This window comes from Litoribrevibacter euphylliae (assembly GCF_042646085.1).
Taxonomy (GTDB): domain Bacteria; phylum Pseudomonadota; class Gammaproteobacteria; order Pseudomonadales; family Litoribrevibacteraceae; genus Litoribrevibacter; species Litoribrevibacter euphylliae.
This window is the reverse complement of the sequence record NZ_JBHRSZ010000004.1, coordinates 227,943-244,253: the sequence shown is the minus strand read 5'-3', so window position 1 is coordinate 244,253 and position 16,311 is coordinate 227,943. Positions and strand designations below refer to the sequence as shown.

Annotated in this window: 15 protein-coding genes; 4 read left to right on the top strand and 11 right to left on the bottom strand. The window is 44.4% G+C overall.

The genetic code is table 11. From position 1 onward, the window contains the following. Positions 1-22 precede the first annotated feature (22 nt). From ACFOEK_RS08570 to ACFOEK_RS08560, 3 genes are all read left to right on the top strand, one after another. Positions 23-823, top strand: coding sequence for an HPP family protein (locus ACFOEK_RS08570; RefSeq protein ID WP_386719181.1), 801 nt, complete (start codon positions 23-25; stop codon positions 821-823). Between the two features lie 174 nt (positions 824-997). Then, positions 998-4,249 carry a methyl-accepting chemotaxis protein gene (locus ACFOEK_RS08565; RefSeq protein ID WP_386719178.1) on the top strand — a complete coding sequence of 1,084 codons (3,252 nt, stop codon included), beginning with the start codon at positions 998-1,000 and terminating at the stop codon, positions 4,247-4,249. A gap of 221 nt (positions 4,250-4,470) precedes the next feature. Beyond that, positions 4,471-5,178 carry a 7-cyano-7-deazaguanine/7-aminomethyl-7-deazaguanine transporter gene (locus tag ACFOEK_RS08560; protein WP_386719175.1) on the top strand — a complete coding sequence of 236 codons (708 nt, stop codon included), beginning with the start codon at positions 4,471-4,473 and terminating at the stop codon, positions 5,176-5,178. 57 nt (positions 5,179-5,235) lie between these two features. On the opposite strand, the gene ACFOEK_RS08555 is transcribed toward ACFOEK_RS08560, so the two are convergent. From ACFOEK_RS08555 to ACFOEK_RS08540, 4 genes are read right to left on the bottom strand one after another with little or no spacing between them, the layout of a single operon-like run. After that, positions 5,236-5,454 (bottom strand): YgaP family membrane protein, encoded by a 219-nt coding sequence (locus ACFOEK_RS08555; RefSeq protein WP_386719173.1) that lies wholly within the window; start codon positions 5,452-5,454, stop codon positions 5,236-5,238. Positions 5,455-5,481: 27 nt separating this feature from the next. After that, positions 5,482-6,855, bottom strand: a complete 1,374-nt coding sequence (locus ACFOEK_RS08550; protein ID WP_386719170.1) for a hypothetical protein — start codon at positions 6,853-6,855, stop codon at positions 5,482-5,484. Between the two features lie 12 nt (positions 6,856-6,867). Further along, a complete protein-coding gene (locus ACFOEK_RS08545) occupies positions 6,868-7,668 on the bottom strand; it encodes an outer membrane lipoprotein-sorting protein (RefSeq protein WP_386719167.1) in 801 nt (266 codons plus the stop codon). Beyond that, the gene (locus ACFOEK_RS08540; protein WP_386719164.1) at positions 7,661-10,261 is read right to left on the bottom strand and encodes an efflux RND transporter permease subunit; all 2,601 of its coding nucleotides are present in this window, start codon (positions 10,259-10,261) and stop codon (positions 7,661-7,663) included. Before ACFOEK_RS08540 ends, ACFOEK_RS08545 begins: the two co-directional genes overlap by 8 nt. Before the next feature lie 211 nt (positions 10,262-10,472). Between ACFOEK_RS08540 and ACFOEK_RS08535 the strand changes: the two genes are divergently transcribed. After that, positions 10,473-10,772 carry a metalloregulator ArsR/SmtB family transcription factor gene (locus ACFOEK_RS08535; RefSeq protein ID WP_386719161.1) on the top strand — a complete coding sequence of 100 codons (300 nt, stop codon included), beginning with the start codon at positions 10,473-10,475 and terminating at the stop codon, positions 10,770-10,772. Positions 10,773-11,167: 395 nt separating this feature from the next. Here ACFOEK_RS08535 and ACFOEK_RS08530 read toward each other — a convergent pair whose 3' ends face one another. The 7 genes from ACFOEK_RS08530 to ACFOEK_RS08500 all read right to left on the bottom strand — a co-directional run bounded on the left by ACFOEK_RS08530 (position 11,168) and on the right by ACFOEK_RS08500 (position 16,247). Continuing rightward, a complete protein-coding gene (locus ACFOEK_RS08530; RefSeq protein WP_386719158.1) occupies positions 11,168-11,560 on the bottom strand; it encodes a hypothetical protein in 393 nt (130 codons plus the stop codon). Positions 11,561-11,794: 234 nt separating this feature from the next. Beyond that, a complete protein-coding gene (locus tag ACFOEK_RS08525) occupies positions 11,795-12,256 on the bottom strand; it encodes a hypothetical protein (protein ID WP_386719155.1) in 462 nt (153 codons plus the stop codon). Between the two features lie 81 nt (positions 12,257-12,337). Continuing rightward, entirely contained in the window at positions 12,338-12,871 is a 534-nt protein-coding gene (locus ACFOEK_RS08520) for a hypothetical protein (protein ID WP_386719152.1), read from the bottom strand. Further along, positions 12,868-14,217, bottom strand: coding sequence for a hypothetical protein (locus ACFOEK_RS08515; protein WP_386719149.1), 1,350 nt, complete (start codon positions 14,215-14,217; stop codon positions 12,868-12,870). Before ACFOEK_RS08515 ends, ACFOEK_RS08520 begins: the two co-directional genes overlap by 4 nt. A gap of 206 nt (positions 14,218-14,423) precedes the next feature. Then, positions 14,424-14,837 carry an alternative ribosome rescue aminoacyl-tRNA hydrolase ArfB gene (gene arfB / locus ACFOEK_RS08510; protein WP_386719146.1) on the bottom strand — a complete coding sequence of 138 codons (414 nt, stop codon included), beginning with the start codon at positions 14,835-14,837 and terminating at the stop codon, positions 14,424-14,426. A gap of 17 nt (positions 14,838-14,854) precedes the next feature. Beyond that, complete coding sequence (locus tag ACFOEK_RS08505; RefSeq protein ID WP_386719143.1) at positions 14,855-15,328, bottom strand: LabA-like NYN domain-containing protein; 474 nt, start codon at positions 15,326-15,328, stop codon at positions 14,855-14,857. A 43-nt stretch (positions 15,329-15,371) separates the two neighbouring features. After that, positions 15,372-16,247 (bottom strand): aldose 1-epimerase family protein, encoded by an 876-nt coding sequence (locus tag ACFOEK_RS08500; protein WP_386719141.1) that lies wholly within the window; start codon positions 16,245-16,247, stop codon positions 15,372-15,374. Positions 16,248-16,311 lie beyond the last annotated feature (64 nt).

The window sequence follows — 16,311 nt, the reverse complement described above, 5'->3', positions numbered from 1 at the left end:
TACGAACCCGATTGAGGACACAGTGAGCAATCCCATCAGACACTTAATCGACACTCTGGGCATAGCACGGGATAGCATTTCACTTAAAGAAAAACTAACGTCAGCTTTAGGCGCAACCACAGCCATAACGTTATTGTGTTTAACGTCCATAGAGGCTGAGACATCTTCGGCTGAAATACTGCTTCAAGCGTCCATTGGTGCATCTGCTATCTTAATTTTCGCCGTACCTCATGGCCCGTTATCACAACCCTGGCCGGTATTCGGCGGCCATATAATCTCTGCCATCATTGGCGTTATTTGTTATCAACATATTGAGGCGCCCATTCTGGCAGCCGCAACGGCGGTAGGAACCTCTATCTTAATGATGTATTTAGGTCGCTGCTTGCATCCACCTGGTGGGGCTACGGCGTTAACCGCAGTAATCGGAGGAACAGAAGTTCATAACTTGGGGTTCCAATACGTGTTGACCCCCGTGCTGACCAATATCCTGGTACTTCTAAGCTCTGCCTTGGTTATTCACTATCTATTCCAATCCAAAAGTTATCCTGCAGCCAAATATAGAAAAAGCAAAGAAGAACAAAAAACAAAGCAAACCCATGCCGAACGCCACTTGAAGTACTATCAGCCAACACCGCCCTCACGGTTAACGAGACAAAACTATTTGGCCGCACTTGAACAAATGGACACATACATTGATGTATCCGTTGATGACCTGACAACCATCGTAACGTTAGCAACAAAACATGCTGAACAAACAACTCATGGTTCCACGTTAGAAAATATGGAAAATCCAACTTACCAGACCAACGCAAGGAAAGCCTGACATAAACCATGCAAACTTGAGAGTCTATTACACCTTAAAACCTGAATTAAGTTTCCCAGATAACGCACCAAAATATCCCATACTTTTTTGCAGCATCACGTTCCTTAATCTAGAGTTATGATCTAGATCAATAACCAAGTAAAAAACTAAGATTTTAGGAATTTGGTGGAAGTTATGGATATATTCAACAACCTAAAGTTACGCTGGAAACTCATCGCAATTGTTGTCGTACCTGTTCTCGTCATGTCGTTTCTAGCACTCGACAAAGTTCTTAAAAGTTCAGACATAGAAACCGAAAATGCACGAGTATTAAGACTCGCCCAATTTGCTGTTCTCTCAAGCAACCTAGTCCACGAGTTGCAAAAAGAACGGGGGTTTACCGCAGGTTTCCTTGGCAGTAACGGCCAAAAGTTCTCAAGTCAGTTAACAGAACAGCGTAAAACCGTCGACGAAAAAACCAAACTGCTCAACTCGTTTTTGGACGACTTTAATGCCTCACGCTTCAGTAAAGAATTCCAACTTGCGTTAGATGAAGCCTCAGATTTAACAGGGCAAATTTCCGCCAAACGACGTGCAATTTCGGACTTCGATATTCAATTACAGTCTGCGTTAGGTTATTACACTCAGACAAACACCGCTTACCTAAAAGCAATCTCCTATTTGTCTAAAAACACCTCGAACGGTGCCTTAAGTAATGCAGCAACCGCCTATGTAAGTTTTTTAAACAGCAAAGAAAGAGCGGGTGTCGAACGCGCAGTTCTTACAGGAACCTTCGCGCAAAACGCTTTTAGCCCCGGAACTTTTGAACGGTTCCTTGGACTCGTTGCCTTACAAGACACCTATATGAATGTATTTTTGTCGCTGGCAACACCTGAGCATCAGGAATTTTATAAAAAAACACTCTCAGGTGAAGCCATCCGTGAAACGCTTCGAATGCGAGACATCGCCATCAACAAAGCCTCCGAAGGTAACTTTGGCGTTGACCCCAGTCACTGGTTCAAGATGCAAACGCAAAAAATTAATTTGTTAAAAGAAATTGAAGATAAGCTTTCGCAAGATCTCGCAGCTCTTGCTCAATCGCTGAACGATCAAGCCAGTGCAACTCTGCTTTCTTCGATAATCATCATGATCACTGCATTGTTGGTGACCATTGCTTCTGTCTATTTTGTTCTACGAAAAATTACCCAACCGATTCATAACTCAGTTGATATTGCCAACGCCATCTCAGAAGGGCGCTTAGATAACGACATAGCAGTAAATTCGAGCGACGAATCCGGACAACTGCTAAGCGCCTTAAAAACAATGCAAACGAATCTGCTTCAAGCCCGCACAGATCTTCAACAAAGAATGGAGGTAGAGCGTAAGCAAGCCGAAGAAAACAACCGTATTCGACAAGCCTTGGATAATGTTTCCGCCAGCGTTATGGTCGCCGACGCTGACGACCAAATCATTTATCACAACAAATCAGCTCTCAACCTATTCAACCGTCATATCTCAGAATTGAAAGCTTCGTTACCTCAATTAAACCTTCAATCCTTAAATGGCAGCCCTATCAGTGACCTACATCCTGATCAAGCCAAAATCAAAAGCACACTCAAATCACTAATGCAGGAATACAAGGAAGAACTGAAAATAGAAAACGTTTCACTGCAATTAATCATTAATCCAGTGCTTAGTGGCTGTGGCGAAAAACAAGGTTTGGTCATTGAGTGGCAAGACCTAACGGAACAACGGGATGCCGAAGCACAAGTTCAACAAGTCATTGAAGCTGCGGTTGCAGGACAACTCAGCTCTCGCCTCGACAGCAGCCGTTTTGACGGCGCGATGAAAACGCTGGCAGACGGCATTAATGAATTACTCGAAGCCATTATCGGACCGTTGATGATGACAGCAAAATGCGTTGAACGTATTGCCAACGGGGATATCCCTGATGAGATTACGGATGACTACCAAGGCGATTTCAACACCATTAAAAATAATCTCAATAAATGTATCTCGGCGATCAAGTTATTGGTCAATGATGCGAATTCCCTAGTGGATGCAGCTATGGATGGTCAATTATCCGTAAGAGCCGACGATCAACAACACAGAGGTGATTTCCAGCAAGTCATCAACGGTGTCAACAAAACCTTGGATGCAGTGGTTACACCGTTAAAAGTAGCTGCTGACTATGTCGATAAAATCTCAAAAGGCGATATTCCTGAGCCCATCACCGATGAGTATCATGGCGACTTTAACGAACTGAAAAACAACCTCAACACCTGTATTTATGCCATTAATTTACTGATCGAGGATGTTTATTCACTGGCCGATTCTGCCATTCAAGGCAAGTTGGACTCCCGAGCGGACTCTGAAAAACATCAAGGAGACTTCCAACGCATTGTTGATGGCGTCAATAGCACACTGGATGCAGTCGTTAATCCTATTAACGAATGTAAAGAGGTCATGACCGCCTTGTCAGAAAGCGACTTAACATTGCAAATGAGCAAGAAATTCCAAGGTGAATTCTCAGAACTAAGTAATTCCGTTAATAAGAGCATGCTAAATTTGGTGGAGTTGATAAGTAAAATCAATGAATCAGCCATTCAAACCGATACCTCGTCCTCTGAGCTATCCAGCGCCGTTCAAGACTTGAGTAATCGTACTGAAGCTCAAGCATCGGCCTTAGAAGAAACCAGCTCGCTAATGCAAGAGATGATGCAGACTGTTAACGATAACGCCAAGAAAGCTAAGACTGCCAGCCAGCTGGCAACGAAAACACAAAGTCAGGCTGAATCCGGTGGTCAAGTGGTGTCTCATGCAGTACAAAGCATGGTGGAAATCAATGACGCCAGTAAAAAAATTACTGACATCATCACTGTTATTGATGAAATCGCATTCCAAACTAACTTACTTGCCTTGAACGCAGCGGTTGAAGCAGCAAGAGCGGGTGAGCAAGGCCGAGGCTTTGCCGTAGTCGCAGGCGAGGTTCGGAACCTAGCCCAACGTTCTGCAAAAGCAGCGGGTGAAATTAAAGATCTGATCAGAACCAGTGTTGAGAAAATTAATACAGGAACAGACTTAGTGAATCGTTCCGGTGATACCTTGAAAGAGATCGTGGGTTCGGTCAGTGATGTTAGTGCGATGGTGGCAAATATTGCAGTTTCTTCCGAACAACAAAGCTCTGGTATTCAACAGGTAAGTCAGGCCGTAACCGACATGGATCAAATGACCCAACAGAATGCCGCCATGGTAGAAGAAGCCTCTGCAACGGCGATGTCTATGTCGGAACAAGCAAGCGTAATGAAAAGTATGCTTAACTCATTCAAGACAGCACAAAATGACTCCAACATCCATTCATCATCGAAAGATATGCGCTCAGGAAGTAGTTTCCCAGAAAATGTCATTCCTGAACACAACAGCTCGACTGACAGAATGTATCAATAGACTTTAAGAGAACGCATATAAAAAACCGATACCACATTCTTCGTTATGTTCAAAACAGTACTTCAGATTGGCCCCATTAAGAGGGCGAATCTGAAGTTACTTTTACCAAAAAAAGCCAACCAACCAGACAACTTTTATCTTTACTACTCACCGTATTCTAAGGATAATGCCCACCGATTCAGGGTTCCCTCACCCCTGACACTGAAAAAAAAGGATGCACAATGCAGAACTCTATTTCGAATACCATCAGTCCGTCTCTATTCTCTCAATCTCAGCTTAAGCAAGCCCTGTTATTGCTCGCCAGTTTTCATATTCTGATTTTGGCCTCAAGCAACTATCTGGTACAGCTACCCTTTACTGTCTTCGGTTACCACACCACCTGGGGTGCCTTTACTTTCCCGTTTGTATTCCTAGCGACCGATTTAACGGTGCGTTTGTTTGGCGCGAGTATGGCCAGAAAGATTATTTTCGTCGTGATGATGCCTGCGCTGGTTATTTCATACGTTGCTTCGGTGCTCTTCTACCAAGGCAGTTTTCAAGGCTTCGAGAAACTGGCAAATTTCGATACCTTTGTAGCTCGCATTGCTTTGGCCAGCTTTACGGCTTATGTGGTCGGCCAAGCAATGGATGTCACTGTCTTTAACCGACTCAGACAAGTTAAAGCTTGGTGGGTTGCTCCTTCCCTGTCTACAGTTTTGGGGAATGCGCTGGATACGGTTGTCTTCTTTAGCGTGGCGTTCTACCAAAGCAGCGATCCGTTTATGGCCGAACACTGGGTGGAAATTGCCACTGTGGATTACGCATTCAAAATGATCATCAGTTTGGTCATGTTCATCCCTATGTATGGACTACTCTTGAACAAACTGACGCAGCTTTTGGTAAAACAGCCGCAAGTCGCTGAAGCCAATCCGGCAAAAGCAACGGTTTAACCCCACCCTTGAGACAACGTAAAAACGTTCAGATAAGAGCGCAGTGTAAATATCCTTTTATGATGCGCTCTTTTTATTACAAGACTCCTCATCCTTAAAATCCATTGCCCTGAGGATATCCGCCATCAAACACCATTTGGTAAAGCCGGACTGAAACAAGTTCGCCCCCACAAAAAAGGTAAACGCAAACCACCAAGGGTTCACGTAATACCCCAGTAACACACTGATCATCACAAATGACCCTGCAATTACATGCAATACATTATCTACCGTCATAGCCATTCCTCTCTCAGTAAAACCATCTTAGAAGTGGTAACGCACTCGGGTGTAGAGGTTTGAATTCTCCTCAAACTGCCCCCATTGCGTATAGTTATCTTGTCCACCAAACAGATTGCCACCCACCTCAAATAACCAGTAATCATCTCGTCGATAACTCACTTTAGGTTTAAGGTAAAAGTCGTCACTGCTTGGGGAGTAAAAACTGAAAAGCGACCAAGTGAGCTTGTCACTCATGGTCAAATAGGTAATTCGGGCTGTCAGCGTATGATGATACTTATTCTGTAGATACTCAGGTTGAGGCGAATTGGCTTTTAGCGCGCTCTTTTTTTGCACGGAATAACCCTCAGTGATCTGTAACCACCATTGCAGGCCTAACGTCAGCTTTTGAATAAGCTCTTGCTCATAACCCACCAAGGTTTGCCACTTGCTGTTGGGAATCAAAGGGTCATCACCCGCCATATCATCCCGTGAATCCCAATAGGCCACTTCAATGTTAGCAATGCCTGAACCCAAACTTCCGCGAACACTGGCACCAACACTATTCAATCGGGGAAAGACATTTCTACCTTCCACAGGATCAAACCCCACCGGTTGCTTATAAAACCCGCGATAGCCATACAGCGCATATTCCACGCCATCTAGGGTTTTAAATAATCGAAATGCAAACTCACCGTTTTCTATCTGAGTGCCAGGCTCTTTGGCAGTAAATTGCTGATCTGTGATGTCGCCTGACATGGGAGAAAAATAGCCAAAGCGCTCTCCATTTATGTAATTATCGGATGTGAATAGAGGCGTCCAAACAACATCCAAATTGGCCATATCCTGATAATACGTCAGCTTGATGGATGTTGATGGTGCTTTGAGATAGCTGTCATCACGACCGGAAAACATCGCTTGCCAATCTTTAGCGAAAAGATCATTTAGAAATACAAAATCACCAGTTCCCCAGGTTAAAATCTGCTGACCGGCTCTCACCGTCAAGCTGTCCGTCAGGCTGTGGTCTAGGTAGAGTTCACGCACTAAAACCTGGAAATGGTCGTCATCAACACCGTCCGCTAATAACTCAACACTGACATTAAAAAACGACGTACCGAAATAACGGTTAGCATTCAACTGCCAACGGTTTTCCAATGCGCTTAAGTCTTCATCGAATGCGTTGTCTGCGAATAAATTACCTTTGAACAAGCCATCAGAAATAAAGCCACCAACCAAGGCTTCGGTAAACACCAACACATTCCAAGGGGAAGTCTGCTCAGTATCTTCAGGCCAATCCCTATCGCTGCCACTGCTATCGTCCCATGCGCCCCATGCATCGGTTGTTTCAGCGCCTACCGACGGTAAAGCAACCGAGACAGATAGAACCGCAAGAAACAGAAGGTGAAACGCTTTAAACCACATGGAAGGACTGCCCTACTGCAACCATTGACGGGGCGGCATTCGCAACGAACGCTCGGTGAACACCTCAGTCGGTAAACCCAAGTCGTATTGAACGTTGCGCATTTGAGTGATGGAATAACTCCCGTCAGCGAGATTTTCCGCCTTCATTTCAGTAATGGTCGGAATGCCCTGATACTCCTGAACCTTAGTCGCAGTCATGCGACGATACAGTTTATCCTGAGCATCAAAATACTCAGCAATCATGGGTAAGAAGGTTTCTTTGTTGATCGTCATCTGATACCAAGCGAACTCCACCCCATCAGAGGTTTTTGGTGTGGCTTTAAGAACCCAATGCGTGTCGTTTTCGGAAAGTAGCTCAAAAGAATCCGCCTTAATATCCCGACCGGAAATGTCTTCATAAAAAAAATCGGACCCAACAAAACTGGTGCGCTTATCCCCTGCGGCAATGCGCTTAACCAAGTCCAGCCCAGGCAGATACAACCAACGGTCATCGTCATGACCCGGATGCTTCTCCACCAGGAAAGTGGTGCGATTCACATCCGCAGGTCGACTGAAAACCACCAAATACTGCTGATCACCGCCTTGTTCAATGTTCCTTCGTAGTAAGGTGAACTGTCGAAACTGTTTTCGTCCTTGTTTATCTACAATCAACATACGTGCTTCGGCACGCCCATCTTGACCAGGGTAGACAGCCGCAAGATTAGATTTCTCGATAATCTCCGACACCGGCAGAGCGTGTACAGGCAAGGCAGAAACCCACAAAGCAACCACCATAAAACATACTCGGCCAAAGGCATTTACACACTTAGGCATGATCCACCTCCCGTTCGGTTGATGCAGTAGATACGTTAGAAACCGGTTTCGACTCAGAGTTAAACAACACTGACTTCAGCACATTCAAGATCGCCGGCAGTACCAGCAAAGTAATCACGCAGGAAATCGCCATGATGGACGCCAGGAAAACCCCCACCGTTTGATACGGTACCAAAGGTGCCAACAACAGCGGGGTAAAGCCCAGCGCAATCACCATCGCATTTCGGCTGATCGCACGGCCAGGCTCTTCGAACACTTGCGTTAACCCCTTCTGCCAACTGCCCTGCTCTTTCACCAATACTCGTGTACGTTCAATGAAGTGAATGGCAAAGTCGATGCTCATGCCCAACGTTAATGCCGACAACACCGCCACCGGCATGTCGTAGTTCTTACCCATCAAGCCAATCAGCCCGTAGATAAAACTAATAGTGACACTCAAAGGCAACATGGCAATCAAGCCCCATGCGACCGAGCGGAACAACACCATCATCATCAAGGCGACCACCACAAAGGAAGTCATCAGGCTTTCTAACATGCCGCTGACCATGGCATCCTGCCAAACCACATTGATGTAAGTGAGGCCACCCCAATCCACTGTTATTCCTTTAGGCAACGGGTGCGCTTCAAACCACTTATCCATGAACGCCAGCACTTTTGTCATGTCCTGGTTATCACCACTTTTCAGTTGCAACCAAAGCACGGCGGACTGGTAATCCGGCGTAACCATGTGCCATACATCGTTCGGGCGATGGGAGCTTTGATAGGTCAGAATGGCTTGTGCATTCACGGCTTCAGAGGCAGGTAATTGATAATCCCTGTCTTTACCGGAATGCAATTCCCGATTCACTGTTTTTAACAGGTCAGGTAAGCCGGTGGTTTTCCCCACTAATCCCGAGTTGATCAACGCAGCTTGGACATCCGATACGTAAGCCAACTGTTTAGGGTCGAGGAAGGCTTTTGAAGATCCACTCATAAATTCAAGCAAGGTCGATAAACCATCCCAATAGCGCAATTGCGAGTCATCAGCCAGGAACTGTTGCTCCAACACCGCTTGGGAAAGCGCATTAATGTCCTGACCGTGCTTGGTTAGTAACTCATGCCATAGCTGTTTCAGCTCGTCATTCGCGTCTTGTAATAACAAACCAGATCGTTCTGCAAGCTGTTGAGCCTGGTTGTGAGTGTTATCCCCAGCATAAGTAAACGTCAGATAGGCTTGGTACGTGCCTGCAAAATGTTCATTCAAGACGCGATCAGCAACACGAATCGGGTGCTCCAACTCAAACCAGTTAGTCGGATTATCATTAATCACAATCTTGCTGATGCCCCAGCCGCTGATGGCAAACATCATGACCACCATAGCGATTAGCGTTTTGCTGTATTTCATGGTGAAGGCCGGTATGTGACGTAAGAATCGTGCCAGCGGTGTATTGGCTTCTTCTGAATCATGGACACGTTTTGCCATCTTATTCAGCGTCTGATCAGACAAACTCGCCATATACGCAGGTACGAGGGTAATGCTCAGAACAAAGGCCAAACCTATACCAAACGCAACAAAACTACCGAAGACTTGAACCGGTGGAATGTCCGCCGTATTGAGAGATGCAAAGCCCACCATGGAAGTGATCGAAGTAAACAACATCGGCTGAAAAAGGTTATTTACCACACGACGCGCGAGCGCTTTCTTGTCTACCCCAGGGCGATAGTGATCACTGAACTCAGACAAAATATGAACAGAATCCACCACCGCAATCGGCATCAGGAAAATCGCAATCATTGACGACATGATATGCACCGGATACCCCAGCCCAATCATCAAACCCATCGTAATGATGACAGTAGCCATCGCCACCAACATGGGCGCAACTACTAACGGCACCGAGCGGAAAAACAACAACATCACCACAAAAATCAGCAAACCTGCGGCGGGTGCTGAAATGGCCATTTGCTTAAACATCTCAACACCAAAAGTGTCTTCTGCAACCGGTAAGCCTGTGATGTGATATTGCTCATGACCAGACGGCAATTGCTCTATCACCGTTAACATCTGCTGATATAAGCCGTAACTAAGATCTTTAGATTCAATCGGAACGTAAATGCCAGCGACTTTGCCATCGCCAGACACCAAAGTGTTCAGCAACATAGGAAGGCGCGACACATAACTTTTGATAAGATCAGCATGCGCCTGTGTTTTGGGAGCGCGTTCCATCATCCAATGAAAAGAAATCTGCCCTTCACCTTTCTGCGTAATGTTGTCGCTGGTTGACAAACTCATCAGGTCACTGGCAACAATACCCTCCATAGCCAGAATGGCACGAGTTAACGTATCCAGTTTGGAAAGCGTTGCTGGATTGTAGATGCCTTGCGGGTGATCCTCATTCACCACGCCTACCACCATCATGTCCGACAAACCAAATCGGTGCTTGATCTCTTCATGCATCACACGCGCAGCGTTATCGGCTGGCAACATGTTTTCAGGGTCGGTATCAATCTGGATTTTCGGGATCATAGCGAGCGCTAACAGCGTCAACAGCCCTACCAACCAAAACACCCACTTCGGGTGCGATACCGAAAACTCCATCACTCTGTGTTTCATAAGCGAACCATTACATTAAAACTCTTTACTTTAGAGCCCCTTACATCAGCACTCTTTAAACCAGCACCTTTTATATAAGAAAGTACTACATTAGATATAACTAATATTAGTAAATACTAAAATAAAGCCTTTGTAAAGATTCCCTATGGAACTAAACTCAAATATATTAGAAAATCCTAAACTTCTTAGTTATCAGATAAAGACAGCCCCTATGACCCCGGAAGATATGCAGCAGCACGCGACGGAAGCCGCTGCTCTACTCAAGAAGATGGCAAACCCGAATCGCCTAATGATTCTCTGCTCACTAAGCGAAGGGGAATTATCGGTTGGGGAATTGAATGATCGTGTGACGCTTAGCCAATCTGCACTTTCCCAACATCTGGCTGGATTACGTGAAGCAGATTTGGTCTCGACTCGCCGAGAAGCCCAAACCATTTACTATTCACTAAAGGGTGATTATGCGATGAAGATAGTGAGTGTGTTGCAGGAGATTTTTTGTCCTGAGGGGTGAGTTAGCCGTTCTATTGAGGGAAACTGAAGACTATCAATTCATCACACTAATAAATCTACCTTCCATAGTGATGCTTTGCAGGCCCATTACTTAACACATACTATCTAGTACTGTAATCGTAAATGACCAAACATTTGAAATTATTGATGATTGATACTGAGATATAATCTAATTTTTCTAAGACTTCTCCTGGCCCATCAGTACTCCAACCAATGTGTTTTGTTTTACAAATATAAACTTCATTATCTATGATTCTGAAGAAGTCTAGCCAAGCATTTGTGGAAGTACTGGACAAAAAGCATCCATCATCAAAGACATCCCGAATGCTATTGAACATGCATTTTTCAACTTCTTTGTCCATTACTCTTCTGCTCAACGCTCACCGGAAGATTTAGCTATATCTCGTTGTCGTTTATAGGATAGGCATGATTGCCATTGTACTGCATTGCTTCTACGAACTCTTCTTTCCACATTTGCCCACAAGAACACTGATAATATGCATCCTCGTACCAACTGTGACCACCTTTGATAAGAGTGAAATGAAATCCTAATGCTGTTAGTGCACTTATACTCCTAGGATAACCTTTCCTTCTACCTGAAGCCTTAAGCCCTTCAAACTTACATTTACAGGGTATTGATGAAGTATCTACATTGTTAAAGTTGTAATCCCACAATTCATACCAGTCCCACTCCTCAGAGAGGTACCGGTCGATGTATAGGAAACTTCCCCCTGTAACCAGCTCAAATTCATTAATATCCTTTCTATCGCGTGGAGTAAGAACTTTCATACTTCATCCTCTGAATTGTTAAAAGTGCTACAAATCCTAGAAAAAAGGATTATCTATCAGCCTTTATTTTTGTGAAAATTTTGATTTAAAATCGTTCGTTGAAAGTCGACTATGCGATGAAGATCGTGAGTGTGTTGCAGGAGATTTTCTGTCCTGAGGTGTGAGTTAGCCGTTCATTGAGTGAACGGCCGCATAATCCTATCTTACCAAAGCAGAATGATTTGTACTTTGACGCTATTGGCCAATGTTTTTACTCCATAGCCCAAGTAAGTTATTGGCTGCTTCCTTATTCTCTTTCAGCATTTTTAAGTAGCCGAATATATCCTCTTCCGAGTTTTCTTCTTCACAACTAGCAGCCATTGGATCGACATCAAAGTCATCTCTATCAGCCCACCAGCTTGTATAAGTAAGATCAAACTTTTTACCCTGCTCAAAGATTCTAAACGTTGTTAGTTTCTTGTCATAAACATGAAAATAGTTGACATCTACGCTATCACTCAACAGATTCCATTTATTAGCGTTTATTTGAACAACCAACTCACCATTGTCAGGATAAACAGCAATTGAGCCGAAATCCTTTTGAGTACAAAAGCCAGAAGTTTTAACCTCTTCAACATAACGAAGGCTTTCATCAAGTCCCTTCTCTTTATCAAAAAACCGACATTTCACCATTTGGTTAAAATCTTTCAAATACATACATCACCTAATCCAATCCAAATCACTTTTATGAGGATTGGATTAGCAGTTGATTAAGTGGGCGCTAATTTTAAAAGGGGCCTACAACTCATCACGCTCGTATTTCTCGCCCAAGGACTTCCAGAAATTAAGTAAGCCGTAATCCTCAAGAAGATCATATTCTAGGCTTAAAGAAGTAGGCTCATAAAAATCAGGATCGGCATCTACTCCATCTGCATCTCTTGTTCTATTAACCAGCTTATAGCCTCGGGTTGTACTACCTATCGCCAACATTTCACCATCCACATCTTGATCTTTGCTGATCATAGCTCCAGCATGTAAACCGCCTTCTGCTGGAGGCCTCTTAAACTCTTCAAGTGCTTTTGGGAACCATGACAGAACCTTTAAGGGAAAATCATATTGGTCACAGATATATTCCCTATTTCCCATCCTGTGAGTTACATAGGTGATAAGAATCGAAAGGTTCGCACCTCGTTTAACAAACACATAGTTTGGATTATTTTCTTTACTACCCTTTCTTAATTGACCAACTATGGTTGATCCACTAGGGAGTAGATCATGCTGTAGGATTTTCTCCAGAGGAGGTAACAAAGGGTAATTTTGTATATAACTCATACAGGCCTCAAACTGGGAATAATAGAAATGGCATTTGCTTGGTCAAGTTGGGCTAGATTAATTTTCTGTCTCTCAAAGTTAAGTGTCTCCACCACACCGTATTTCTGATCAACTGATGGATTATTATTCTTTGTTAGACCGTTTCCAAGATAATCTTCGTTATTACCAATTGTGCCGTGCATGTCGAATCGCTGCTTCATTAATTTCTTATCAGCCTTACTTAAATCAGTTGAATTAAGATATCGATCGAAGCTTTTTGATGACCACTCATCCTCAAAGTACTCTTGCTGGTCAGCTGCTTTATAATGCTGAGCATACTTTTCCTGAAACTTCGGAGTCATAGTCTCGTCCGTAAAAGATTTAGGAAAGTCTTCAGGCAATTCTGTATTTGCAAATTCACTAACATTCTCAAACGTCGCAGAGACACTTTTTACACCTGTCATAGGTACTGCTTTTTGTGTATCTACAATAACAAGACAATAGTCTGCTTTTTGATCATATGTTAATCCCAACTTTTCACATATTAACTGAGGATCTGTATCTGCATCCTCCAGCTGATCTAAACTTGTGGACCAATACTTTGCACCTTCGCCTGTTTCCCCTTTCATAACCCTCCCCATAGCCCCACTTAGGTGCTCGGTTGGCTCTTTTGGGCTAGATAAATAGTTAGTTTCCATAAAACGCACCTGGAAACGCTCTGCCCCAACATCACCATGTTGTGCCATGTGTTCGAGTTCTTTATCAGAGTACTTTGGCTGATAGCCTGTTGCAGCAATTTGTTTGCGACGTTGCTCTAAAATGACTTTTGCTTCAACTAAGTTCGAGGGTAGAACAGCCTTACTTGAGGCACCGGTCACTCCTGCTGCTGCCGCACTACCGCTCTCATGTACAGACGCTTTAGCAGAGTTACTCGCTGCGGCAGGCTGGCCACTACCAGATGAACCTTGATTAGATCGGGGGGAAGATGCTCTGGCTGATTTATTCCCAGCCAAACTTGAGTTCGCTTCACTCCCCGCCATTGGCTGAGCTTCATATATGTGGTCAGGAAGATTGTCAAAATGTTCATTAAACAGCAACCATACCTGAAGCTCTTCAGAGCCCAACATATGGATTAAATCTTCCATAACGACGTCATCACTTTTGAATCTCAACTGGTGATCATACGGACGAACGTATTGATAGAGCTCTCTGAAAAGTGAGTTTGAAGAAAAAGGCGTAACTAATTCGAATAAAAAGTGACGGGCAAAGAAGCTGTCTTTGACGTAACGAAGGTTGTTGTTCCATTGATCGATTGGTGCATCGCATTGATTACAGAACAGGTAATGGTTGCCCATTACATCATGCAATCTCACACCACGCTGATCAGGCAAATCCGTTGCCATATCCATCGTAGGTTCTCTTGAAAACGTTTGCCGCGCAGTTTATTGGATTTGATAAGACGATGGTGAGAAGCAGAGCTCATTTTGCATGAACATATGCTCTCATCACCGTTATCTTGGTATTCCGTTAAAACACCATACGAAGAATTTATCAATTATCCAAAAGAGAGATCCTAGAACTTCACCTTACCACGCATGGTTTTCACTTGACCGCGCTGGGTCTTTTTGTCCATACGACGTCTTTGAGAAGCTTTGGTCGGCTTAGTGGCCCTTCGATTTTTTTGCACCTGAACTGCTTGTTTGATCAGACTTTTTAAACGCTCCAACGCCGCTTCCCGATTCTTTTCCTGGCTGTTGTATTCCTGGGATTTGAGAATGATCACGCCGTCTTTGGTGATGCGGGAATCCGACAACGCGAGCAATCGTTCTTTGTAAAAGTCGGGTAAGCTGGACGCCTTAATATCAAAGCGAAGATGAATAGCCGTGGAGACTTTATTGACGTTCTGACCACCCGAACCTTGCGAACGAATCGCCGTCATCTCAATTTCATAGTCAGGAATGGATACGTGGTTGGAAAGAATCAACATAGAAAAACAGCTGCCAGTTAAACCAGGAAGGATTCATCAATCGGAACATGCTGACTGGCCGCCCGAATCAAGGACTGAGCCGTCAAACCAACCACCGAATAAACAATGGCTTCCACATCATAACGTTCCCGGATTTTATCCAGTAACAGATCAAAATCGCCATCGCCAGAGAGTAAAACAACAGTGTCTACATCAGGCGCGGCTTCCATCACATCAATGGCAATGCCGACGTCCCAATCCCCTTTCGCGGAGCCATCACTGCGTTGTATGTAAGGCTTGAGTTTTACCTTAAACCCCATCTGTGCCAGCGCCGACTGGAAACGCATTTGACCGCCATCACCCCGGTCAATGGCATAGGCGTTAGCCACCACCAACTCACCTTGTTCGGACAAGGTTTCCAATAACTTACGATAGTTAAATGGGCGACCAAACTTGTCCCGAGTGGTGTAGTAAATGTTCTGAACGTCAGCAAAGACGGCGATTTTTTTCATTAACGATTCTCTAATGAATGCACTTAAATAACGATCATCGGAATCAGTCAATTAGAATGGAATAACTGGCGTGATAACTCTGATGCGGTTTGAGCGCTATGATACCAGCTTTCTCTGTAAATTCCTGACTATGATCTTGAGTATCCACATGCCCTTGCCACGGCTCGATACACACAAAAGGTGCTTTGGGTTTTGACCAAATACCAAGATGTGGAAAGCCTTCGAAACGCACGGATAGGGATTTATCCAACGTCTTATGTTTCAACGTGATATGTCGCGAGGTGTGTTCAGTGAAAACCAGTGCATCCTGATCAAACACCTGATCACTTAACGGTATCCGGTTTCCTTCTACGAAGGGTTGAACCGAGGGCTCTCCCAAACAACCGTTTTCGATCAACGCGGCTTGCACCGTTTCAGCGTGTTCAAACTCAAGGTAGTAATCTGAAAGCGCGCTCCCCGCTTGCCAATTCAAACTAAACGCTGGATGACCACCGATGCTGAACCAGAGGATTTCATCAGATGGGTTCATTACCCGATATTCCACGACTAGGGCTTTTGCTTCCAACCGATACGCAATTTCCAACACAAACGAAAAAGGGTAAAGCTCGCGCGTTTGCTGATCGTCGGTTAACCGATATACAGCCTCAGAATCAGAAGCGTCGACCAACTCAAAGGTTCTATCTCTGGCAAAACCATGTTGGCTCAGAGCATATTCTTTACCTTTGAAGTGATAACAGCCGTGTTTTAGTGCCCCGACAATAGGAAACAACACAGGCGCCTTGCGGGCCCAAAATTTCGGATCGGCCTGCCACAAATATTCCAGCCCTTGAGCATCCTTAATACTTTGCAGTTCGGCCCCATGATTGGAAATTGAAACGGTCAGATCGTCGTTGTGAAGTGAATGGATAGAAGCATTCATCTGGCGATTCCCTTGCTCAAAAAGTCCATTCTAACCTTCTGTCAAAGCACATCACAAAGAAAAA